This window comes from Kutzneria kofuensis (assembly GCF_014203355.1).
Classification (GTDB): Bacteria; Actinomycetota; Actinomycetes; order Mycobacteriales; family Pseudonocardiaceae; genus Kutzneria; species Kutzneria kofuensis.
The window spans coordinates 2424047-2446244 of sequence record NZ_JACHIR010000001.1 but is presented as its reverse complement, the minus strand read 5'-3'; the positions used below and the strand labels follow the sequence as shown (position 1 = coordinate 2446244).

General features: G+C 70.6%; 21 protein-coding genes. 6 read left to right on the top strand and 15 right to left on the bottom strand.

What is annotated here, in order from left to right; genetic code table 11:
• Genes BJ998_RS11245 through BJ998_RS11235 form a run of 3 tightly spaced genes read right to left on the bottom strand, consistent with a single transcriptional unit; the run spans nucleotide 1 to nucleotide 3154 of the window.
• Nucleotides 1-849 carry a carbohydrate ABC transporter permease gene (locus BJ998_RS11245; protein ID WP_184860945.1) on the bottom strand — a complete coding sequence of 283 codons (849 nt, stop codon included), beginning with the start codon at nucleotides 847-849 and terminating at the stop codon, nucleotides 1-3.
• Nucleotides 846-1817, bottom strand: coding sequence for a carbohydrate ABC transporter permease (locus BJ998_RS11240; RefSeq protein WP_312890047.1), 972 nt, complete (start codon nucleotides 1815-1817; stop codon nucleotides 846-848). Before BJ998_RS11240 ends, BJ998_RS11245 begins: the two co-directional genes overlap by 4 nt.
• Nucleotides 1814-3154, bottom strand: coding sequence for an extracellular solute-binding protein (locus tag BJ998_RS11235; RefSeq protein ID WP_221337965.1), 1341 nt, complete (start codon nucleotides 3152-3154; stop codon nucleotides 1814-1816). Before BJ998_RS11235 ends, BJ998_RS11240 begins: the two co-directional genes overlap by 4 nt.
• A 101-nt stretch (nucleotides 3155-3255) precedes the next feature.
• Here BJ998_RS11235 and BJ998_RS11230 point away from each other — a divergent pair, with 101 nt between their 5' ends.
• From BJ998_RS11230 to BJ998_RS11220, 3 genes are read left to right on the top strand one after another with little or no spacing between them, the layout of a single operon-like run.
• On the top strand, nucleotides 3256-4413 hold the full coding sequence (locus tag BJ998_RS11230) for an FAD-dependent monooxygenase (RefSeq protein ID WP_184860943.1): 1158 nt from the start codon (nucleotides 3256-3258) through the stop codon (nucleotides 4411-4413).
• Between the two features lie 52 nt (nucleotides 4414-4465).
• The gene (locus tag BJ998_RS11225) at nucleotides 4466-5920 is read left to right on the top strand and encodes a purine-cytosine permease family protein (protein ID WP_184860941.1); all 1455 of its coding nucleotides are present in this window, start codon (nucleotides 4466-4468) and stop codon (nucleotides 5918-5920) included.
• Nucleotides 5921-5940: 20 nt separating this feature from the next.
• Complete coding sequence (locus BJ998_RS11220; protein ID WP_184860939.1) at nucleotides 5941-6840, top strand: 3-methyladenine DNA glycosylase; 900 nt, start codon at nucleotides 5941-5943, stop codon at nucleotides 6838-6840.
• On the opposite strand, the gene BJ998_RS11215 is transcribed toward BJ998_RS11220, so the two are convergent.
• The 4 genes from BJ998_RS11215 to BJ998_RS11200 form a co-directional block, all read right to left on the bottom strand.
• Nucleotides 6782-9028, bottom strand: a complete 2247-nt coding sequence (locus BJ998_RS11215; protein WP_184860937.1) for an ATP-binding protein — start codon at nucleotides 9026-9028, stop codon at nucleotides 6782-6784. The two genes, BJ998_RS11220 and BJ998_RS11215, sit on opposite strands and share 59 nt — an antisense overlap.
• Nucleotides 9029-9052: 24 nt before the next feature.
• Nucleotides 9053-10027, bottom strand: coding sequence for a nucleoside hydrolase (locus BJ998_RS11210; RefSeq protein ID WP_184860935.1), 975 nt, complete (start codon nucleotides 10025-10027; stop codon nucleotides 9053-9055).
• A 174-nt stretch (nucleotides 10028-10201) separates the two neighbouring features.
• Nucleotides 10202-11938, bottom strand: coding sequence for a pyruvate dehydrogenase (locus tag BJ998_RS11205; protein WP_184860933.1), 1737 nt, complete (start codon nucleotides 11936-11938; stop codon nucleotides 10202-10204).
• Between the two features lie 257 nt (nucleotides 11939-12195).
• Nucleotides 12196-12537 (bottom strand): histone-like nucleoid-structuring protein Lsr2, encoded by a 342-nt coding sequence (locus tag BJ998_RS11200; protein ID WP_184860931.1) that lies wholly within the window; start codon nucleotides 12535-12537, stop codon nucleotides 12196-12198.
• 356 nt (nucleotides 12538-12893) lie between these two features.
• On the opposite strand from BJ998_RS11200, the gene BJ998_RS11195 reads away from it, so the two are divergent.
• Complete coding sequence (locus BJ998_RS11195; RefSeq protein WP_312890046.1) at nucleotides 12894-14330, top strand: MFS transporter; 1437 nt, start codon at nucleotides 12894-12896, stop codon at nucleotides 14328-14330.
• Here BJ998_RS11195 and BJ998_RS11190 read toward each other — a convergent pair.
• Entirely contained in the window at nucleotides 14327-15787 is a 1461-nt protein-coding gene (locus tag BJ998_RS11190; protein WP_312890045.1) for a cellulose binding domain-containing protein, read from the bottom strand. The two genes, BJ998_RS11195 and BJ998_RS11190, sit on opposite strands and share 4 nt — an antisense overlap.
• 150 nt (nucleotides 15788-15937) lie before the next feature.
• Nucleotides 15938-16384 (bottom strand): MarR family winged helix-turn-helix transcriptional regulator, encoded by a 447-nt coding sequence (locus tag BJ998_RS11185; RefSeq protein WP_184860929.1) that lies wholly within the window; start codon nucleotides 16382-16384, stop codon nucleotides 15938-15940.
• A 73-nt stretch (nucleotides 16385-16457) separates the two neighbouring features.
• Here BJ998_RS11185 and BJ998_RS11180 point away from each other — a divergent pair, with 73 nt between their 5' ends.
• Nucleotides 16458-17279: an NAD(P)H-binding protein gene (locus tag BJ998_RS11180; protein ID WP_184860927.1), complete on the top strand. Its 822-nt coding sequence runs from the start codon at nucleotides 16458-16460 to the stop codon at nucleotides 17277-17279.
• Here the strand turns inward: BJ998_RS11180 and BJ998_RS11175 are convergent.
• The 6 genes from BJ998_RS11175 to BJ998_RS11150 form a co-directional block, all read right to left on the bottom strand.
• Entirely contained in the window at nucleotides 17203-18642 is a 1440-nt protein-coding gene (locus tag BJ998_RS11175; RefSeq protein WP_184860925.1) for an ATP-binding protein, read from the bottom strand. The two genes, BJ998_RS11180 and BJ998_RS11175, sit on opposite strands and share 77 nt — an antisense overlap.
• Nucleotides 18639-19325, bottom strand: coding sequence for a response regulator (locus BJ998_RS11170; protein ID WP_184860923.1), 687 nt, complete (start codon nucleotides 19323-19325; stop codon nucleotides 18639-18641). Before BJ998_RS11170 ends, BJ998_RS11175 begins: the two co-directional genes overlap by 4 nt.
• A gap of 29 nt (nucleotides 19326-19354) precedes the next feature.
• Nucleotides 19355-19879 carry a D-alanyl-D-alanine carboxypeptidase family protein gene (locus BJ998_RS11165; RefSeq protein ID WP_184860921.1) on the bottom strand — a complete coding sequence of 175 codons (525 nt, stop codon included), beginning with the start codon at nucleotides 19877-19879 and terminating at the stop codon, nucleotides 19355-19357.
• 67 nt (nucleotides 19880-19946) lie between these two features.
• A complete protein-coding gene (locus BJ998_RS11160; protein WP_184860919.1) occupies nucleotides 19947-20114 on the bottom strand; it encodes a hypothetical protein in 168 nt (55 codons plus the stop codon).
• Nucleotides 20107-21108 (bottom strand): GlxA family transcriptional regulator, encoded by a 1002-nt coding sequence (locus BJ998_RS11155; RefSeq protein WP_184860917.1) that lies wholly within the window; start codon nucleotides 21106-21108, stop codon nucleotides 20107-20109. The genes BJ998_RS11160 and BJ998_RS11155 overlap by 8 nt, the downstream gene beginning before the upstream one ends.
• Before the next feature lie 2 nt (nucleotides 21109-21110).
• Complete coding sequence (locus BJ998_RS11150) at nucleotides 21111-21521, bottom strand: DUF664 domain-containing protein (RefSeq protein ID WP_184860915.1); 411 nt, start codon at nucleotides 21519-21521, stop codon at nucleotides 21111-21113.
• 117 nt (nucleotides 21522-21638) lie between these two features.
• Between BJ998_RS11150 and BJ998_RS11145 the strand changes: the two genes are divergently transcribed.
• Nucleotides 21639-22196, top strand: coding sequence for a CGNR zinc finger domain-containing protein (locus BJ998_RS11145; protein WP_184860913.1), 558 nt, complete (start codon nucleotides 21639-21641; stop codon nucleotides 22194-22196).
• Nucleotides 22197-22198 lie beyond the last annotated feature (2 nt).

Sequence of the window (22198 nt, the reverse complement as noted above, 5' to 3'; positions counted from 1 at the left end):
TTAACCCTTCACCGAACCATCGGTGAGGCCGCCGCGCCAGTACCGCTGCAGGACGACCATGGCGATGCCGAGCGGGATCACCGACACCAGCAGGCCGCCGATGGTCAGCGGGTAGAACTCGGGCGACCGGTCGACCTGGCTGCGCCAGGCGTTGAGCCCCAGCGTGATCGGGTACAGCTTGTCGTCGGCCAGCATGATCAGCGGCAGCAGGAAGTTGTTCCAGATGCCCACCAGCTGGAACAGGAACACGGTGACCAGGGCGGGCGCCATGCTGCGCAGCACCAGCGAGTGGAAGATGCGCAGCTCGCCGGCGCCGTCCAGCCGGCCCGACTCCAGCACCGAGTCGTCGACGGTCGCGGCGGCGTAGATCCGGCACAGGTACAGGCCGAACGGCGACACCATCGCCGGCAGCAGCACGCCCCAGTACGTGTTGGTCAGCCCGAGCTTGCTGAACAGCAGGAACAGCGGCAGCGCGGTCGCCGTGCTGGGCACCAGCACGCCGCCGAGCACGGTGCCGAACACCAGGTTGCGGCCGCGGAACTCGTACTTGGCCAGGGCGTAGCCGCCGGCGGCGGCCAGATAGGTGGCGACCAGCGCGCCGCCGCCCGCGTAGATCACGCTGTTCAGCAGCCAGCGCAGGTAGATGTGGTCGGACGCGGTGAACACCTGCACCACGTTGTTCCACAGCTCCACGGTGTGCCCGAACCAGAAGCCGGGCGTGGTGAACAGGTCCCCGGAGGACTTCGTCGCGGCGACGACGACCCAGTAGACGGGCACCAGGAAGTAGAGCGCGACGACGGTCAGCAGGCCGGTGACCGCGATGGCCCAGCCGGTGTTCCTGGTGGTCATGACCGCCCCCTCCGGTTGGTCCAGGCGAGAAAGCCGAACGACAGCACGAAGGCGGCCACCGCGATGATCACGGCCTCCGCCGACGCGATGCCGTAGTCGTTGTAGGCGAAGGCATTGGTGTACGCGCTGAGGTTCGGCGTGTACTCGGTGACGATGGCCGGCGAGACCGTGCGCAGCACCAGCGGCTCGGCGAACAGCTGCAGGGTGCCGATGATGCTGAACACGATGCTCAGGATCAGCGCCGGCCGGATCAGCGGCAGCTGGATGGCGGCGGCGATGCGCAGCGGCGACGCGCCGTCCACCCGGGCCGCCTCGTAGATCTCGGACGGGATCGACTTCAGCTGGGCGATCATGATCAGCATGTTGTAGCCGGTGTAGGTCCAGGTGACGATGTTGGCGATCGACCACAGCACCGTGTTCGGGCCGAGGAAGTCGATGTCCAGCCCGACCAGCTTGCCCACGTCGACGATCGGGCTCAGGCCGGGCACGTACAGGAACGACCACAGGATGGTGGCGATCACGCCGGGAATGCCGTACGGCAGGAAGTACGCGGCGCGGAAGAACGCCGGCCAGCGCGCCGAGGCCGACTCCAGCAGCAGCGCCAGCACGGTGGCGAACACCGTCATCACCGGCACCTGCACGATGCCGAACAGCAGCACCCGGCCGATGGCGCCGAGGAAGTTGCTGTCCCCCAGGGCCTGCGCGTAGTTGGCGAGGCCGGCGAAACCGCCGGACACGCCCTGCTCGCCGAACAGGCCGGCACGGTTGATCTTGGTGAAGCTCTGCACCACGGCCAGGATCACCGGGCCGAGCACGGTGAGCACGAACAGCGCCAGGAACGGGGCCAGCAGGATCCACGGCGCGCCACGGACCTTGCCCACGCGGCGGGTCCGGGCCGGGGCGGCGGCTTGCGCCTGGGGCTGCTGGGCTTGCGGGGCCGGTGCGACGGCCGTCGGTTCGGTGGTCACTTCGCCTCCCGCACGGTGAGCCCGATCTGCCGCATGGTGTCCACAGTGGTCTGCTGGGTGATCCGCAGACTGTCCACGAAGGACTGACCGGCGGTGAGCTTGCGCCGGAAGTTGTCCGACAGCGCGTAGATCGTGCGCTGCGTGATCGGCCACCAGTGCCAGTCGGTCGGCTGCTGCTTGGACGCCGGCAGGAAGACGTCGGTGTTGTAGTTCTGGTGGCTGAAGAACTCGCTGGGCTGCTGCCGCTGCGCGCCGATGTAGTCGCGGGCCGGCGACCAGCCGATGCCGCAGTACTTGATCATCGCGTCGATGCCCTCCCGGCTGGTGGTCATCCACACGGCGAAGTCCAGTGCCTCCTTGGGATGCTTGCTGTTGGCCAGGACCGCGGAGCTCGACCCGCCCAGCGCGGTGGACCCGAAGCCGCCCGACCACCTGGGCATCGGGGCGACCTTCCACTTGCCCGAGCCGGTGCCGATCGTCTCCACGAGCGCGTCGCCCCAGGACGCTCCGGTCAGGGCGGCGATCTGGCCGTTGCCGGCGGCGGCGGTCCACCCTGGACTGTAGGCGTCGTAGGCCGTCTGCACCCACTTGTTGTCCACGGCCTTGTCGAAGAACCGGGCCACCATCAGTGACGCCTCGTCGGTGAGGTTGACGACCCAGCCGTCCTCGGTGGGCGTGAACCACTTCGCGCCGGCCTGCGCCGCGTACGAGATGAACGGCGACGCGTCGGCCACGGAGAAGGATTCCAGGTACACGGTGGGATCCGCCTTGTGCAGCTCCTCGGCCAGCCGCGCCCATTCGTCCCAAGTGGCCGGTGGCTGCCCGCCGACCTTGTCCAGCACCGCCGGCTGGTAGTACCAGCCCATCGGGCCGGTGTCCTGCGGGATCGCGTACACGCCGCCGTTGAAGCTCACCTGGCCCCACGCCGCCTCGTCGTAGCGCGACGCGTACTGCTTGGCGCCGTAGCGGGACAGGTCGACCAGGCCGCCGACGAGCATGAACTCCGGCACGCTGCGCAGCTCGACCTGGGCAAGGTCGGGACCGCCGCCCGCGGCCAGCGCGGAATACATCTTCTGGTAGCCGCCACTGTTGCCGCCCAGGCTGAACACCGCCTGGACCTGCACGTTCGGGTTCTTGGCGTTCCAGATGTCGCAGACCTTCTGCAGGTCCTTCAGCCACGCCCAGTAGGTCAGCGTGATCTTCTCCCCGGGCGCGGCGGCCGGAATCACCGGCTCCGAGTTCACCGGGTTCGCGCCCGGTGGCGCGCATCCCGCCAGCGCGGCGGCGCCCAGCGCGCCGAGTCCGAGTCCCAGCAGGCGACGGCGACCGATGGTCACTCGGAGCCCCCTTTCCATCACGCGGCGGCGGTGAGTTTGTTCACACAATCATAGTTTTGGCGTTCGGACCAGCACGAACGGTGCCGCTACGCTCACGGATCATGACCAGGGCGCTGATCATCGGGGGCGGTGTCGCCGGACCGGCGACGGCGCTGGCGTTGCACAAGGCCGGCATCGAGGCCGCGGTGTACGAGGCCTATCCGGTCGGCGGCGACGACGTCGGCGCGTTCCTGACGATCATGAACAACGGCATGGACGCCCTGGCCGCGGTGGACGCCGCCGAGGTGGTCGAGGCCATCTCCTTCCCGGCCACCACAGTGGAGTTCCTCAACGGAACGGGCCAGGTGCTGGGTCGGCAGCACATCGCCGGCCAGCTCGAGACCCGCCACGACCCGCGCACCATGCGCCGCTCCGCCCTCTACCGCGCACTGACCGAAGAGGCACGCGGGCGGGGAATTCCGGTCAGCAACGGCAAGCGGCTCGTCGACGCCGTGTCCGAGGGCGACCGGATCCGGGCCGTGTTCGAGGACGGCACCTCCGAGGTCGGCGACGTGCTGGTCGGCGCGGACGGCATCCACTCCCGGGTCCGCTCGCTGATCGACCCGGCCGCGCCGGAACCCCGCTACACCGGGCTGAACATCCTGTACGGCTACACCGACGACCCGACGCTGCCGCTGTCCACCGACGCGTACCGGATGATCCAGGGCAAGCGGGCGTTCTTCGGCTACACCACGTCGCCGCACGGCGAGACGTTCTGGTTCGCCCGGCTGCCCGGCCCGGAGCTGACCCGGGACCGCGTCGCCGGCCTGACGGTCGACGGCTGGCGGCGGCGGGCGGCCGAGTACTTCATCGCCGACGCCACGCCGTCGCGGCGGATCATCGAGGCCACCTGGGGCGAGATCATCGGCGGCAACGCCTACGACGTGCCGTCCACGCCGCACTGGTTTCGCGGCGCGATGGTGCTCGTCGGCGACGCCGCGCACGCCGCGTCCCCGGCCGCCGGCCAGGGCGCGTCGATGGCGCTGGAGGACGCCGTCGTGCTCGGGAAGTGCCTGCGCGACCTGCCTCGCGACGCCGCGTTCGAGGCGTACGTGCGGATCCGCCGGGAGCGGGTCGAACGGCTGGTGGCGACCAGCGCCAATGACGGCGCGACCCAGGACAGCGGCGACGAGGTGCTGTCGGAGCAGCTCAACGACCGGCAGCAGTCGCGGGCCTGGTTGTACGCACACCACATCGAGTGGGCGGAGACCGTGGTCTGAGCGTTCCGTCCCCCGCTACGGTGATGCCGGGCGAGTGAACGGAGTGACACGGATGGTGACGGTCGACCGGACCGCTGTGGAGCAGCGGGGCATCGAGCACGTGCCGGACGAGGAGCGCTACGGCACGCCGAGCCGCCAGTTCTGGGTGTGGTCGGCGGCCAACCTGAGCATGTTGCCCGTCGGCTACGGCCTGTTCGTGGTGGCGGTCGGGCTGAACTGGTGGCAGGCGATGCTCGCCGTGGTCATCGGCATCGCCCTGTCGTATCCGCTGGTCGGCGCGGTCGCGATCGCCGGGACGCGCGGTGGTGCGCCGGCGATGATGCTGAGCCGGGCGTCGTTCGGCGTGCTGGGCAGCCGGCTGCCGACCCTGATCACCTGGTTCACCGTCGTCGGCTGGGAGACCGTGAGCGTCGCGCTCGGCGCGTTGGCGACCCGGACCGTGCTCGAACGACTGTCACCCGGCCTGGGCGGAACGGCGATGGTGGCGTTGGCGTTCGCGGTCATCGCCCTGGGCACGATCGTGCTCGGCGTCTACGGCTATCACGTGATCCAGCGAGTTCAGCGGTGGCTGACGCTGATCACCGCTCTCGTCACCGTCGTCTATCTGATCGTGGTGCTGCCCCGCCTGCACTTCGACCTGTCCGGCGCCAGGACCGGCTCCGGCGTGATCTTCCTGGGCGGCATCGTGCTGGTGATGGCCGGTACCGGACTGGGCTGGCTGGCGGCAGGGGCGGATTACTCGCGCTATCTGCCACGAAGCACGCCTTCGCGCGCCATCCTCGGCTGGACGGCGGCCGGCGGCGGCGTCACCCAGGGCCTGTTGGTGTTGGTCGGCGTGCTGCTGTCGACGAGCGACCCGGTGCTGGCCGGAGCGGTGGCCAAGGACCCGATCGGCGCGCTCGCCGCGCAGGCCCCGACCTGGTTCCTGGTGCCGTACCTGATCAGTGTGATCATCAGCGTCACCGCCGCCGGCGCGGTCGACCTCTACTCCTCCGGCCTCGTGCTGCAGGCCATCGGGGTGCGGCTGCCGCGGCCGGTGACCGCCGGCATCGACGGGGTGCTGATGATCATCGGGGGCGTCTACATGGTGTTCATCGCGCCCACCTTCGCCAGCGTGTTCACCGCGTTCCTGCTGATCACGGGCGTCGCCGCGTCGGCGTGGGCGGCGGTGTTCCTGGTCGACCTGCTGATGCACCGCCGCGACGGCTACGACACCGCGGCCCTGGACGACGTCAACGGCCGCTACGGGCGGTTCAACTGGGCCGGCATCGGGTCGATGGTCGTCGGCACCGTGGTCGGCCTCGGCCTGGTCACCTCGGCTGACCCGCATCTGGCCGTGATCACCGCGTTCCTGATGCCGTCCGGCATCGCCAACAGCCCGCTGGCCATGACCAACCTGGGCATCGTGCTCGGCTTCCTGCTCTCCGGCGTGCTGTATGCCGTGCTCACACTGCGCACCCGGACCGCTGCCCCAAAGGAGTCGACACCGCAGGCGGTCGCTGGCTGACGAGCGGTTACCGTTGTCGGATGGACGCGACGACGGTGCTGACCGAACCCGAGTGGCGGGCCCGGCAGCGCGCGCACGTCGACCGGGTCCGCCGCTGGACGCAGCCGCACCGGGAACGGTCCCTGGCCAAGGAAAAGCACCCGGTGCACGACTTCCTGTTCACGTACTACTCGCATCGGCCGGGGCGGCTGGAGCGCTGGCACCCCGGTCTCGGCGTCGTGCTGGCCGGGGATGCCTCGGAGTTCCTCGACTACCGCGGTTATCACCGTACGGACGAGGGTGTGACGCTGGATCCGGCCGCCTGCACCGAACCTCGTGTGCGCACCGCGGAGTTCTACCTGGCGCTGCTGACCGCGACGGTGTCCCGGCCGCCGCGGCTGAACTGCTTCGGGCTGCACGAGTGGGCCATGGTGTACCGGCAGACACCCGAGCAGGTCCGGCACTTCGGCTGGCCGCTCCGGTTGGGGCACAACGGAACCGATGAACTGGTCGAGTCGTCGCAGGTCCGTTGTGGACACTTCGACGCGTTCCGGTTCTTCACCCCGCCGGCCCGGCCGCGCAACACGCTGCAGCCGACCCGGGAGTCGCAGGTCGAGCTGGAGCAGCCGGGTTGCCTGCACGGCAACATGGACCTGTACAAGGCGGCCTACAAGCTGGAGCCGTACGTGCCGTCGGAGCTGGTGGCGGACTGCTTCCAGCTGGCGTCGGAAATCCGTGAGCTGGACATGAAGGCCAGCCCGTACGACCTGTCGGCGCTGGGCTACGAGCCGGTGCGGATCGAGTCGCCGGCCGGTCGCGCCGAGTACGCACGGCTGCAGGCGGAGTTCGCGGAACGTTCGAAACCGTTGCGGGACAGGCTGATCACGTGCTGCCGGGACGTGCTGCGGTGGCGGGAAGCGCACCTGCCAGCAGCTCCCTGACCGACCGGCTGCCGGTGGCGTCGTCGAGCTCGTCGTAGAGCGTGAGGGCCTGCTGCCAGGAGGCGCGGGCCTCGTCGCGACGGCCCAGCTCGGTCAGCACATCACCGCGCCGGGTCAACGCCTCCGCCTGCGCCCAGCGGTCCCGCAGCTCCCGGCTCGTCACCACGGTGTCGTCCAGCAGCGCCAGCGCGGGCGGGAAGTCGTTGCGCGCCAGGTGGATTTCCACCATCTTGCGCAGCACGTGCACCTGCCCCTCCAGCGAGGCGATGTCCGACATCATGCCCAGCGCCAGCGCGCACAGGGCGAGGCCGCCGTCGAGGTCGCCGCGCAGCCGCAGCACGTCGCCCCGGGTCATCAGGCACAGCGCCTGACCCTGGACGTCCTTGTACTGCACGAAGATCTGCGTCGCCCGGTCGGCGAAGTCCTGCGCCTTCCCGTCGTCACGGAGATCGGCGGCGAGGAACGCCGAGCCCGCCAGCGCCCAGGCCAGGCCGTAGCGGTCGCCGACCTCGGCGCGCAGGTCGCGGGCCTCCGCGTAGAGCCGGCTGGCCTGCTCCAGCTCGCCCATCCGCCGATAGCCCTCGGCCATGTTGGTCACCACCCAGCCCTCGGCGGCCCGGTCCCCGAGCGTGCGGGCGGCCTGCCGGGCCAGCTCGTGGCTGCGGATCCACACCGTCCACGGCCGGCGCTGCAGCCAGTACGTCCACAGCGTGACCGGCAGTTGCCAGGCCAGCTTGTGGTGGCCGTGCTCCATGGCGAGTTGGATGATCGGCACGAAGTTGGCCAGCTCGGCGTCGCACCAGCGCAGGGCGTCCAGCGCGCCGGGGTCGTCCGAGGTCCAGCCCAGCGGGTGCACGCCGCGCGGGAGGTCGTCCTTGGCCATCGGGTCGAACCGGAACGGCGCCAGCACGTGGCAGGCCGCCGTGGCCGAGTGCAGGTACCAGCTGACCAGCCGGTGCACCGCCGCCGAGGTGTCGGTGACCTCCCGGTCGGCCAGCTCGGCGGCGTAGTCGCGGATCAGGTCGTGGAACGTGTACCGGTCGCGGCCGACGGCCCGCAGCAGGTGGGCGTGGGTGAGGCGGGCCGTGGCGCGGCGGGCGAAGGTGTGCGGCATGCCGGCGAACGCGGCGGCGGCCCGACCGCTGATCTGCGGGCCGGGGTACAGGCCGAGCAGCGGGAACAGCCGGGCGGCGTCGGGGTCGAGGCGCCGCAGCGACCAGGAGAAGACGGTGCGGACGTCCGCGTCCTCCACACCGAGCACGTCCAACCGTTCGGAATCCAGCTCGGTGACCAGATCGCGCAGGTCGTAGTCCGGCGTCGTGACGGCTCGTTCCGCCGCCACCCGCAGCGCCAGCGGCAGGCGTCCGCAGCGGTTGGCCAGCGAGGCCAGGGCCGCCGGCTCGCGGTCCGCGCGTTCCTTGCCGAGCACGGTCGTCAGCAGCGCCAGCGACTCGTCCTCGGACATCGGGCCCAGCGTGAGCCGGTGCGGGCTGGCCCGCAGCGTCAGCCCGGACAGCCGCTCCCGGCTGGTGATGATCACCGCGCACCGGGCCGTCCCCGGCAGAAGCGGCTCGATCTGGGCGAAGTCGGCCGCGTTGTCCAGCACGATCAGCATCCGCCGCTCGGCCAGCGCGGACCGGTACAGCGCCGCCAGGTGCTCCACGTCCGCGGTGCCGGCGGCCGGCACGCCGAGCGAGCGCAGCAGGTCGGCCAGCACCTCCTCGGGCAGCGCCGGCCGGTCGTGCGGGCTGTGCCCGCGCAGGTCGGCGTACAGCTGGCCGTCCGGGAAGCGGGGGATGGCCTTGTGCGCGAAATGCAGCGCCAGGGTGGTCTTGCCGGCGCCCGGCGGGCCGTCCACCGCGATGATCAGCGGCACCCGGCTGTCGGCCGGGCGCTCCAGAGCGGCGGTCAGGTCGCGGATCTCGGCCTCCCGGCCGACGAAGCCGCTCATCGCCAGCGGCAGCTGGGCCGGGCGGGGGAGCTGGTCCACGGTCAGCACCGCGAGCAGCGAGCCGTTCGCGCCGAGCGCGACGTCCAGGGCGCGGGCCATGTCCACCGAGGGCAGCCGGCCGTTCTCGATCTTGCTCAGGTAGCCGGGGGTGATGCCGGCGAGGTCGGCCAGGCCGCGCAGCGACAGCGCGTGTCGGGTGCGCAGCGCCCGCACGTGCCGACCGAAGCTCTCAGACATGCCCTACCCCCGGAACCGAGGGTATTACACATACCGCCCCAGCTCGGCGATGTCTGCCAGCAACTCGGCCAACACCCGTGCTGTGTCGGCGGCCACAGCGACGGTCACCGGACGACGCCTGGGCAGCTCGGTGCCCGGCAGCGGGACCGCCCGGCGGTCCACCAGCGTGGCCCCGCGCAGGTGGCCGTGCAGCTCCACGACCACTTCGTGCCGCTCGAACTCGGCCAGGGCGGGGTTCAGGGCGATCGCCGCCGCCACCGGGTCGTACAGCAGCATGCCCGGCCCGCCGTACTCCACGGCCAGCGTGCCCGAGTAGAAGTCGAGGTACTGCTTGTGCCAGGCCGTCAGCGCCTCGGCCACCGGGTTGTCGATCCGCGCCAGTTCGGTGACCCAGGTCTCGTCCGCCCACGCCTCCACCACCGCGTCGATCGGCACGACGGTGAGCGTGAAGCCGGCGGCCATGACCTGCTCGGCCGCCTCGGGGTCGTGCCAGGCGTTGGGCTCCTGGGCGACGCCGACCGTGCCCGGGAGGGCGAACACGCCGCCCATCCAGACCACGTCCTTGACGAGGGTCGGCAGCTCCGGCTCGATCTCCAGGGCCTTGGCGACGTTGGTCAGCGGGCCCAGCGCCAGGACGGTGATCTCGCCGGGGTGTTGTCGGGACAGCCTGACCAGCTGGTCGGCGGCGGACTCCCCGGTCGGGCGGGCGGTGGGCGGCGGCCCGGCGTTGCCGCCGAGGCCGTCCTCGCCGTGCACGATCTGGCCCGACTGCATCTCCGGCCCGACCAGCGGCTTCGCCTCGCCGACCGCCACCGGGACGTCCATGCCGAGCAGCGCGGTGATGCGAAGGGCGTTGTCCGCACCCGGCTCCGGCGGTAGGTTGCCGTGCACGGTGCCGATCGCCGCCACCCGGCAGTCGCCGCGGCGGGCCCTGGCCAGCAGGCCCACGAGCGCGAACGCGTCGTCGACGCCGGGATCCGTGTCCACCACGATCAGCACGGCCCGATTATGCGAGCCCTTTCGGGCGGAGACCGGGGTGTTTCCTGGGTTGGCAACGGCCAACCCCTGTTCACCGTGACCTTTCGCTCCGCATAGTTGACGTATCGGGGAATTCGGGGTCTCCGGACCCGCTGGTCGAGGGGAGCGGCGGGTCCGGCCCCCTTGCTTCGCGGGCTAGGGCCGCGGGATCGAGCGCAGGTTGCTTCGGGCCAGCTCGATCATCTTGCCGACGCCGCCGTCCAGCACGGTCCGTGTCGCCGCCAGCGCGAAGCCCCGCACCTGCGCGGCGGTGATGTGCGGCGGGATGGACAGCGCGTTGGGATCCGTGCGGACGTCGACCAGGAACGGGCCCCGAGCGGCCAGCGCCGTCTCCAGGGTGCCGCGGAGATCGGCCGGATCCTCCACCACCTCGGCCGGAACGCCGCAGGCCCGGGCGATGCCGGCCAGGTCGGCGACGCCGTGGTCGGTCTCGAACGACGGATAGCCGGCGACCATCATCTCCAGCCGGATCATGCCCAGCGACCCGTTGTTGAAGGCGATGATCTTCACCGGCACGTCGCGTTCCTTGACCGTGCGCAGCTCGCCGAGCAGCATCGTCAGCCCGCCGTCGCCGGACATCGACACCACCTGCCGCCCCGGCTGCGCGTGCGCGGCGCCAATGGCGTGCGGCAGGGCGTTGGCCATGGTGCCGTGCCGGAACGAGCCGATGATCCGCCGCCGGCCGTTGGGCGTGAGGTACCGCGCCGCCCACACGTTGCACATGCCGGTGTCCACGGTGATCACGGCGTCGTCGGCGACCAGCTCGTCCAGCACCGCCGCCACGTACTCGGGATGCACCGGCCGCATCTTCTCGACCCTCGCCGTGTACGCGGCGACAACCTTCTCCAGGGCGTCGGCGTGCTTGCGCAACATCCGGTCCAGGAACGAGCGGTCGGTCTTCTGCCGCACCAGCGGCAGCACGGCCCGCAGCGTCGCCCCGACGTCGCCCTCGACGCCCAGGTCCAGCCGGGTCCGCCGGCCGAGCCGGGCGGCGTCGTGGTCGACCTGCACGGTGTGCGCCTGCGGCAGGAACGTGTCGTACGGGAAGTCGGTGCCGAGCAGGATCAGCAGGTCGGCCTCGTGCGTCGCCTCGTAGCAGGCGCCGTAGCCGAGCAGCCCGCTCATGCCCACGTCGTACGGGTTGTCGTACTGGATCCACTCCTTGCCGCCGAGCGAGTGGCCGATCGGCGAATGCACCTTGGCGGCGAGCTCCAGCACCTCGGCGCGGGCGTCGCGGACGCCGGCCCCGACGAACAGGCTCACCGTCCGCGCCTGGTTGATCTTGGCGGCCAGCTGGTGGACCGCGTCCTCGGCCGGCACGGCGACCGCCCGCGTCTCGACGAGATGGCTGGCGCCGGTGGGATGCGCGGCCGGCTCCGCGGTCAGGTCGCCGGGGAGCACCAGCACCGCGACGCCCTGCTTGGCCAGCGCCGTCTGCATGGCGATCCGCTGCATCCGGGGCATCTGCTCGGGCCGGGACACCAGCTCGCAGTAGTCGCTGCACTCCAGGAACAGGTGCTGCGGGTGCGTCTCCTGGAAGTAGTTGGTGCCGATCTGCGTGGACGGGATGTGGGACGCGATCGCCAGCACCGGGGCGCCGCTGCGGTGCGCGTCGTACAGGCCCTGGACCAGGTGCGTGTTGCCGGGTCCGCAGCTGCCGGCGCACACCGCGAGCCGCCCGGTGAGCTGCGCATCCGCCGCTGCGGCCAGCGCCGCCGCTTCCTCGTTGTGGACGTGCACCCATTCGACGTCCGGCGTGCGGCGGATCGCGTCGGCGATCGGGTTCAGGCTGTCACCCACCAGGCCGTACACCCGGCGTACGCCGGCCTGCCGGAGCACCTCGATGAGCTGGTCGGCGACGGTCTGCGCCATTCCGCACTCCTCCGCATAGGTGTGGGGCGCGTCACATCGCGCCGGCCGGTGAGTCGGTCGGGTGATCGGCTCCACCTCTTCGTACCCCACACCTTCGCACCCCGCACCGAAGGAGCCGGCGACGCGTGACGTGATCAACTCCGGCGGCACCGTCCTGCGCTGCCGAAAGACCAATTGAAAAGCCGAGGTCCTTCGATCGCGAACATGCCGATGGCGCCCGCTTTCGGCGGGCGCCATCGAAGGCCTTACCTACTTCGTCAGCTGCCGTGAGCGGCCTGGAACTTGGCCACCAGCTCGGCCGGGATGCGGCCGCGGTCGGAGATCTTCTCCCCCTGGCTGCGGGCCCACTCGCGAATCGCCTGGTTCTGCGCGCGGTCGCCGCCGGCCTTCACCGCGGTGGTGGCGCCACCCCGCTGCTTGCGGCCACCGACACGCTGCGCCTTCTCGACGAACGCCGACAGGCCTTCGCGGAGCTTCTTCGCGTTGTCCTCGGACAGGTCGATGGTGTACTCGACACCGTCGAGACCGAAGGACACGCTCTCGTTGGCCTCACCGCCATCGAGGTCGTCGATCAGCTGGACGATGGTCTTCTGTGCCATGGACGTTTCTCCGTCTGGGTCGGAACGTGGCGTAATACTCGCTGTCAAAGAGGCGTGCCCCGTCGACGCGACTGCGGCCAGTCTAGTCGATACTCCGCACAAAATGACTCACCGACTCGAAACCAAATTGACCGGCTAACCGGGTGGGGTGGGTCACGCCCGACCGGCCGATCGGGCAGGAGTTGCCAAGAGGTCGGTCCGCCAGTGATGGACCGTAGTACGCCGAACAGACCAGCGACGACAGTTGTCGTCACCGATTCTTCACCGGATCAGGTGGCGTTAGGTCCGGATTCACCCACTGTCGCGGATTGCTCGCCCGCTGCGCGCGACCGCCTTGCCGGGCGCAGGATGGAGGGGTGAGTCAACCCGATCCCCACCGGTGGAAAGCGCTGGCGGTCAGCCTCGCCGCCGGCTTCATGAGCCTGCTCGACGTGAGCATCGTGAACGTGGCGCTGCCGTCCGTGCAGAACGGTCTGCACGCCTCGGCGGGATCCGTCCAGTGGATCGTGTCCGGATATGCGCTCACGTTCGGCCTGTCGCTGGTGGCGGGCGGCCGGTTGGGTGACGTGCTCGGCCGACGGGTGATGTTCCTCGTCTCTTTGACCGCATTTGTGCTGACCAGCGCGCTGGCCGGGGCGGCGCCGAACGAGGTGTTCCTGATCGGCGCCCGACTGCTGCAGGGACTGGCCGCCGGTCTGCTCACGCCGCAGAACTCGGGCCTGATCCAGGATCTGTTCCGCGGCGCCGAACGCGGCAAGGCGTTCGGCCTGCTCGGCGCGACGATCGGCATTTCCACGGCCACCGGACCGGTGCTCGGCGGCCTGATCCTGGCCGCGTTCGGCGACGAACAGGGCTGGCGCTGGGTGTTCTACGTCAACGTGCCCGTGGGCGTGCTCGCGTTCGTGTTGGCCCTGCGCTGGCTGCCGCGCGCCGATCGCGGCCGCCCCGCATTGCGTGACGAGATCGACCACGTCGGAGCGTTCCTGCTCGGTGTCACCGTGCTCGACGTGTTGCTGCCGATCGTGGAGACCGAGAGCGGCGGCGCCGGCTGGTTGTGGCTATTGGCGGCGCTCACGCCCGTTTTCGCCGTGCTGTTCGTGCGTTGGGAGCGGCGGGTGGCCGCGCGCGGCGGGAAGCCGCTGCTCGACCTGCGGCTGTTCACCGAGGTTTCCGGCTACTCGTCGGGTTTGCTGCTGGGATCGGTGTACTTCTGCGGGTTCGCCGGCATTTTCCTGGTGATGTCGCTGTTCCTGCAGAAGGGTTTGCACTACACGCCGTTGCAGTCCGGACTCACCGTCACGCCGTTCGCGCTCGGTTCCTCGATCATGGCGGCGGTCGCCGGCCGGCTGGTTTCCCGGCTGGGTCGCAAGGTGACCGTGGCCGGACTGGGTCTCATCACGATTGGACTGGCGGCGGTCGCGGTGGTCGTGCTACTGGCGCCGCAAGACATGATTGGCGGCGCGATCGCGCTGCCATTGCTGGTGGCCGGAATCGGTGGCGGCGCCGTCATCTCGCCCAACACGACGTTGACGCTGGAATGCGTGCCGAACCGCATCGCCGGGGTGGCCGGCGGCGCGTTGCAGACCGGTCAGCGGATCGGCACCGCGATCGGCACCGCGGTGCTGGCGACCGTCTTCTACTCGGCCACCGGCGCGGGCTTTCCGGCCGCGGTGTCCATGACGTTGTGGTGCGCCATCGGATTCATGCTCGTGGCAATAGTCATCGCCGTGTACGAACTGCGGCGGCGGGCGGGGGCCGGCCGGGCGGCGGTTCGGCCGGCCGCGGGCGATTAGGGCGTCACCGTGATGTTGGTGAGGCCCTTCACGGCATTGGTCGTGGTGTTCGAGGCGTAGACGACGTTCGGGGCGCCCGCGCACTTCGACACCGATGTCACGTCGATGGCGTACTGCCCCACGCCGCCCAGATCGGAAACGTTGTTCCGCCACACGTTTCCGCAGCCGCTCTCCACCGACGGCGTGGTGCTCACGTTGTGCGTCTGGTAGCCGTCGGCGAAGGCGCCAGGGCTGGTGAACGTGCCGTGGTTGCCGTCGATGGTGTATCCGGAGCCCTTCACGTCCACCCAGGAATCGGCCGAGTTCTCGCCGGTGATGCCGCGGCCGTCGAAGGTGTTGCCACTGATCACGCCGCCCGTGGTGCCTTCCTTGACGTCGATGAGCTCGGCGGCGACGTTCGGACCCAGATGGTTGCCGAGCACCTGCACCCGGTCGCCGCGGTCGACGCCGTCGGTGTTGCCGTAGCAGTGCCAGTTCGAGACCGCCGATCCGATGTAGACACCCTCGCCGTAGCCCGGCTGGACCAGTCCGGTGTCCGTCACGGTGGAGTTGCGCACCACGGAGTCCGCGGAGGAGCGCCGGAAGTGGATGCCCTCCTCGTCGATCCGCCTCACCGTCACACCGTCGATGACGGTGTGCGGCGAGTTGTCGGCGACGATGCCCTTCTTGGAGTCGGTGACGGTGAAGCCGCTCAGATTCCAGTACGGGGCGTTGAACAGCCACAGGCCGTAGCCCGAGTCGTAGCCGGCGGTCGGCGCGGCGCAGTCCGGCGGGTCGCCGGCGGGGCCGTCGTTGATCAGCACGGCGTCGGCCGGGCCGGTCAGGGTGATGGGCTCGGCGGCGGTGCCGGCCCGTTGCGTGACAAAGGAACCGTGGTAGGTCCCGGCCGCCAGCTTGATCACCTGGCCGGGCTCGGCGCTGCCCAGCGCGGCGATCAGCTCCGCGGCGGTTGCGACGTTCACGGTCGGGCCGCTCGGCGGCGGGGTGGTCGTCGTGGTGGTGGTCGTTGTCGTGGTCGTCGTCGTGGTTGTGGTGGTGGTCGGGCCGCCAGCGCAGCCGGCGCCGTTGATCAGGCAGCCGGTCGGGGTGGCCAGGCCGCTGACGCCGAAGCCGAAGCTCGTGCTGGCGCCGGGTTCGACCACGCCGTTGTAGCCGACGTTGGCCAGCTTGTAGTGCTGGCCGGTGTGGGTGAGCGTGGCGTTCCACGCCTTCGTCACCGTGGTGCCGCTGGGCAGGTCGAACTCGACGACCCAGGTGCTACTGGGGGCTGTGCCGCCGTTGGCGACGGTGTAGCTGCCGTTGTAGCCGTTGTTCCACGTGCTTGTCTGGCTGAACTGCGCGGTGAGCAGTGCAGCGGTGGCCAGCGGCGCCGTCGCGTCGGCGGGATGGGCCACGACGAGCAGCCCGGTCACTATGCCGACCGACGCCAGCGGCGCCAGCAGTCTTGTCCGGAACACGGGAGAACCTCCGAAACGCAGGGCGGGGTTCTCGCAGTATCGAGGCGGCTTTGACGCGGCGGCAATGGGCGGATCGGGTAGCTCCACGTATGTGAATCACGAATTCCGCAAGGCTTTTCCGAGTCGTTTTCGGGTGGGTGAAACCGCAGGTCAAGGGGCCTGCTCGGCGACCGCCTGCTCGTAGGCGCGCAGCGTGCCGATGAACAGTTCCCGCTGCTCGGACGTGAGCGGCGCGAGCGCCTTTCGCCACGCGTTCGCGCTGCCCGCCAACCAGGCCTCGATGGCCGGCCGGTGATTCTCGGCGATGGTGACGATGGTGCGGCGGCGGTCGGCCGGGTCCTCGGCGCGCTCGAGGACGCCCTGTCGGCTCAGGTCGCCGACCATCAGGCTGGCGGTGGTGGGCGCGATCTCCAGCCGGCCGGCCAGCTCGTTGACCGTGAGCGGGCCGTCGCACAGCAGGTAGGCCATCAGCGCGATGTGCCGCGGCGCCAGCGAGAACCCACGCAGCTCGGCGGGGACGGGCAGCCTCTTGGCCCGGCCGACCAACCGCGGCATGAGCAGCAGCAGCTCGCGCACGCTGTCGTCCACCGTTGACATACCTTTGACTCCAAACTAGCTTTGCATGCAAAGCTAATGCGTCTCGACGGCTCATCGTAGGGGGAGCATCGCCATGACCGTCCTCGTCACGGGGGCGCGCGGCCGCATCGCGCGTAGCCTCATCACCCGCCTGACCAGCGCCGGAACCCCGGTTAGGGTGGCCAGTAGCCGTCCGGAGCCGGGGGAGGTGCGGGTTGATCTTCGGACCGGGGAGGGCCTGGAGGAGGCTCTCGACGGCGTCGACCGGGTCCTGCTGTACACACAGCCCACCGGCATCGACGCGTTTCTCAAGGCGGCCCAAGGCGTTCGGCACGTCGTGCAGGTGTCGTCGTTGTCGGTCGGGGAACTGGATCCCGCCACCAACTCGATCGCGGCGCGGCACAAGGCCGTGGAGGACGCGCTGCTGGAGTCCGGGCTGCCCGTCACCGTGCTGCGGCCCGGCGCGTTCGCCACGAACACGTTGCGGTGGGTCGAATCCATCCGAACAGCGTCCACTGTGGAGTCCGCCTATCCGGATGCCGAATACTCGCCGATCCACGAGGACGACATCGCCGCGGTCGCCCAGGCCGTGCTGGAGTCCGGCAGCCACCTCGGCGAGGCGCTGACGCTGACGGGGCCGGAGTCGCTGAGCTACCGGCAGCAGGTGGCCATCTTGGCTTCGGCGCTGGGTCGGCCGATCTCCGTCGTCGAGATCAGCCGGGAACGGGCGTTGGAAACCCGGCCGGCGTTCATTCCGGCCGACGTGATGGAGACGTTGCTGGACACCGACCTCCACTGCGTCGGCCGGCCGTCGCTCGTCACCGACACCGTGGAGGCCGTCACGGGTGCGCCGGCTCGGGACTTCCGTCGCTGGGTCGCGGACCACCGCCTGGAATTCGGGGCACCACAAGGGTGAACTCCGCGCCGCCGGGGCTGGCGACGTCGATCCGGCCGCCGTGCAGCACCGCGTTCTCGTACGCGATGGCCAGGCCCAGGCCGCTGCCCTCGCTGCGGCGGGAGCGGTCGCCCCGGACGAACCGGTCGAACACCACTGGCGCCAGCTCCGGCGGCAGCCCCGGGCCGTGATCCCGGACGGCCACCCGGACCTCGAAGTCGGCGGTGCCGTCGATGGTGATCGTCACCGGCGGCGCGCCGTGGTGCAGGGCGTTGCTGACCAGGTTGCGGACGATGGTGTGCAGGCGGCGCGGGTCGCCGACCACGATGCCGTTGCCGTGCAGGGTGACCGAGATGTCGGCGGCCACCATCTCCACCACGTCCACGCAGAGCTCTTGCAGGTCAACGTGTTCCGGCCGGAACTCGGCGGCGCCGGCGTCGAACCGGGACATCTCCAGCAGGTCCTCGACGAGCGCGCTCAGCCGGCGCGTCTGGGCGCCGATCAGCTCGGCCGAGCGGTCCCGGTCCGGGCCGTCGAGGCCGTCGCTGGCGGCGATCAGCACCGCCATCGGGGTCCGCAGGTCGTGGGCGACGTCGGCGACGAACCGGCGTTGCTGCTCGTCCTTGCGGCGCAGCTCGTCGATGGACTCGCCGAGCCGCTGCGCCATCGAGTTGAACGAGCCGGCGAGGTCGGCGAACTCGTCCTGCCCCTGCACCGGCAGCCGCGTCTCCAGGTCGCCCGAGCCGAGCTGGCGGGCGGCGCCGGCGGCGACCCTGACCCGGCGCTGGATGCGGCGCGCGGCCAGGACGCCGAGCCCGCTGCCGACCAGGATGACCAATACGGCGGCGGCGCTGAGCTGCAGCCGCACCTTGCTCAGCTCGGCGTCGGTGATCCTGGTGCTGTAGTACTCGACCAGCAGCATGTTCGGCTCCGTCTGGCCGACGAACACCAGTTGCAGGCTGCCCTGGACGTTGTACTCGAAGTCGACGGGTTCGAGCTGGTCGAGCGCCTTCTCGACCTGGTCCTGGGGGAGCACCGCGGGAATTCCGGCGACCGCGGTGTAGCCGGAACCCGTCAGCTGCGACTGCGGGCCGGTGGCGGGATTGAGGTTCACGATGGACCAGTCCAGCGCGAGCCGGCCGTTGAGATAGTCGGCGGCACCGTCCACTTTGGAGCCGGCCGGGGCCTTGGCGTACACCAGCCACTGGTGGATCTGCTGCTGGTCCGACTGGAAATCGGCCAGCGCGGCCTGGCGGAATCGGTCCCGGATCTCGTGCTGCTGCAACTGGTACGACAGGTACGCCATCGTGCCGGTGGCGGCGACGGTGATCGCGATGACCGTGAGCACGATGCTCGTGCGCAGGCCGGGATGCCAGCGCCTCACGGCTTGACCAGGCGGTAGCCGAGCCCCCTCGCGGTGCGCAGCAGCGTCGGGTTGCCCGGGTCCGGCTCGATCTTCGCGCGCAGCCGGGCCACGGCCGCGTCGACCAGCCGGGAGTCGCCGGCGAAGCCGTAGTCCCAGACCCGCTTGAGCAGCGTCTGGCGGGACAGCACCTGGCCCGGGTGGTCGGCGAACTCCAGCAGCAGCCGCATCTCCGTGGAGGTGAGGTGCAACTCCTCGCCGTTCCTCTTGACGATCATGGCCTCGCTGTCGATGGAGAGGTCGCCGAACGTCTGCACCGTAGGCTGTGCCGGGCTGGAGGACGTGCGGCGCAGAATGGTCTTCACGCGGGCGTCGAGCACCCTCGGTTCCGCCGGCTTCACCACGTAGTCGTCCGCGCCGCCCTCCAGACCGACCACCATGTCCACCGGGTCGCCGCGGGCCGTCAGCAGGACGACCGGAACCGTCGACTTGGCGCGGATCTTGCGGCACACCTCGAAACCGTCGATGCCCGGCAGCATCACGTCCAGCAGCACCAGATCCGTCGGCGTGCGCCGGTCGAACAGCTGCTCCAACGCCAGTTCGCCGCTCGGGGCGACGTTCACCTCGTGGCCCAGCGCCGTCAGCGCCCGGGCCAGGGCCTCCGCCAGCACGGCGTCGTCCTCGACGAGCAACAGCTGGGCCACCGTGCCTCCCTCGGTCGGATACACAGTGGTTAGCACGAACGGCGCAACGGCGCCGCGCCAGGATGCGGCTGGCGGGCCGGCCGGGCGGCGCACAGCTCGAAGTGCCAGGGCTCGTTGTCGTAGCGGCGGTACAGGTGGTACCGGTCCCCGTTCCGCTCCAGCCAAGCCGCGCCCTCACAGGGCCGGACGTCCAGCGCCGTCCCCTGAACGTGGCTCGACTCGTGCGGCGGCAGCACCCACTTGCGGGCCTCCTGGTGCGACCCCGCGCTCCGCACCGCCTCCTTGTACAGGCGGTACTGCTCCGCCGCGTCCCGGTGGCCCGAGGTCAGCCCGATCAGCTGCCCGTCCCGCCAGAACGCTTCCGCCCTGGCCGCCTCGAAGGCCGCCTTCGTAGCCGGGTGCAGGCCCGCCAGCGACTCACGCGGGAACCTCAGCCGCAGCGCCCACTGCGCCGCGTGGTGCCGCGCGTCGCGGCGATACCGGACCTTCGCCACCGGCAGGAACACCCGGGCCAGCGCCTTGGTCGCCAGTTCGAGCAGGATCGTTCGGGTCATACGGACAATCGTGCGGGGCCGGTGTCGTGGCTCTGACCTAGGCTTGTAACGAGAGTGTGACAGCCGCTCAGGCGCTGTAGCGGATCATCCACTCGGTGTCGGGGTCGACGCCGGTGAACTCGAAGCGCTCGGGCGGCACCGTTTCGACGGTGTGGTCGGCGGGCACGCGGGCGGGCAGGGCGCCGAAGCGCTCGCGGCGGACGGCGGCGGCTTCGGTGTCGGTGAGCTCAGCCATGACTACCTCCGGACTTCCGGGTCGGCCGGAACTTGGCCCGGTAGCTGCGGGCCGAGATGCCGACGTGTTTGACGAAGTTGCGGCGCAGCGACTCGGCCGAGCCGAAGCCGGCCATCGCCGCGATGTCGGCGACCAGGTGGTCGGTGGTCTCGAGCAGGGACTTGGCCCGCTCGACCCGTTCCTGGCCGATCCACTCGAAGATGCTGGTCCCGGTGGCCTGCCGGAACTTCCGCACCAGGCTCCGCTCGCTCACGTGCGCCTGCCCCGCCAACCGGGTCAACGTGAGCGGCTCGTGCACGTGTTCCCGAAGCCAGCTGAGAAAGTCCGTCATGAACTGGCCGTGCGGGTCGCGGGCCAGCTGCTCGCCGGAACGGTGGGGGGCGACGACCAACAGCCGGCCGATGGCGTCGGCGTAGGCGTCGCCGATGTCCAGCGACAGCAGGTGCAGCGCGATGTCCGCAGTGGACAGTGCGCCGCCGCAGGTGTGCACCGAGCCGTCGTCGACGAAAACCCGGTCGATCTCCAGCCGGGTCAGCGGGAACGCCTCGCGGAACGCCGCCGAGTACAGCCAGTGCGTGGTGGCGCGCCGGCCGTCGAGCACGCCGGCGCGACCGAGCAGGAAGGTGCCGCCGCACAGCCCGACCATCCGCGCCCCGCGGTGGAAGGCCGCCCGCAGCGTGGCCAGCAACGTGCGGCTGCGCGGCGCGAACGGGTTCTCCACGCCGGGAACCAGCACGGTGTCGGCGGTCAACAGGGTCTCCAACGGGGCCAAGTCGCCCAGGTCGACGCCGCCGGGCAGCGGCTGCCGGCGGCGCTCCCCGCACAGCACGATCTGGTAGCGGCCGGTCAGGTCGCCGGCGCCGGGGAACGGGCGGCGCCCGAACACCTGCTGCACCACGGTCACCTCCAACGCCACCGAATCGGGCAGCACCGGCACGGCGATCACGTGGCGGTCGCGGCCACGGGACAGCGGCGGGGACTTGACGGGGTGCATGGTCAGGCCGTGGCGACGAGGGCGTCGCGCATGATCTGCAGCTGGCCGTGGTGCTGGACGACGTCGGTGTAGACGTGCAGCAGCGCGCCGGCGGTGTCGGTGTCCTCCCGCGCGGCGGCGACGTCCTTGGCCAGCTGGCCGACGGTGTCACGGACCCGGTCGAGCAGCGGCGCGACCGGCCCGGACGCGGTGAACTCGGCATCGCGGTCCCGGTGCGCGGGGCGGCCGGAGACGACCTCGCCGACCCAGTAGCCGATGGCGCCGAGGCTGTGGTTGAGCACCGCGTACGGCGTGTTCGCGCCGGGCAGCGGCATACGCCGGTTGGCCAGGTCGTCGCCCAGCTCGGCGACGATGTCGGCCATCCCGTTGAGCGCGTTGGTGAAGAAGTCGAGGTACTGCTCTCGCGTGATCACTGGCGTCTCCAGTCGGCACCTGTCGGAGCGGTGCGTAATTTACGGCCTGCAATCGCGCACCGGTTAGAACGGTGTGCAGCATTGCATGGCGTCTGCGCACCTGTCAAACTGGTGCGCATGGTTCACCGCTTCCCGTGCGACCACCCGGCGCTCGACTTCGTCGGCACCCTGCGCGGCCGCCGCAACGACGACCCGCTGGAGATGCTCGACGGGCCCGCGTCCCTTGACGCCTGGTTTCGTGAGTCGAAGCTCATCGACGCCGGTCCACGCAGCGCACCCGCCGACCTGGTCGACGCCGTCGCGCTCCGGGAGGCGATATATGCCCTGGTAGCGGCCCGGTTGTTCGGGGAGGAGCAGCGTGCCGCGGACGTGTCACTGGTCAACGAGTTCGCGCGGTCCGCGCCCGCGGCCCCACAGCTCACGCCGGCCGGCCGACACGTCGAGGCCACGCCCGCGCAAGCGCTTGCCACCGTCGCGCGGGCCGCCGTCGACCTGCTCGGCGGGCCCGACGCGCACCTGCTCAAGGAGTGTCAGCGGCCGGAGTGCAACCAGGTCTTCATCGACCGCTCCCGCGGTTTCCGGCGGGAATGGTGCTCGATGACCACGTGCGGAAACAAGGTGAAAGGCGCCACTTATCGCGCCCGCCAGCGCGGAAATCTAGCGCCCGCGACCTGATC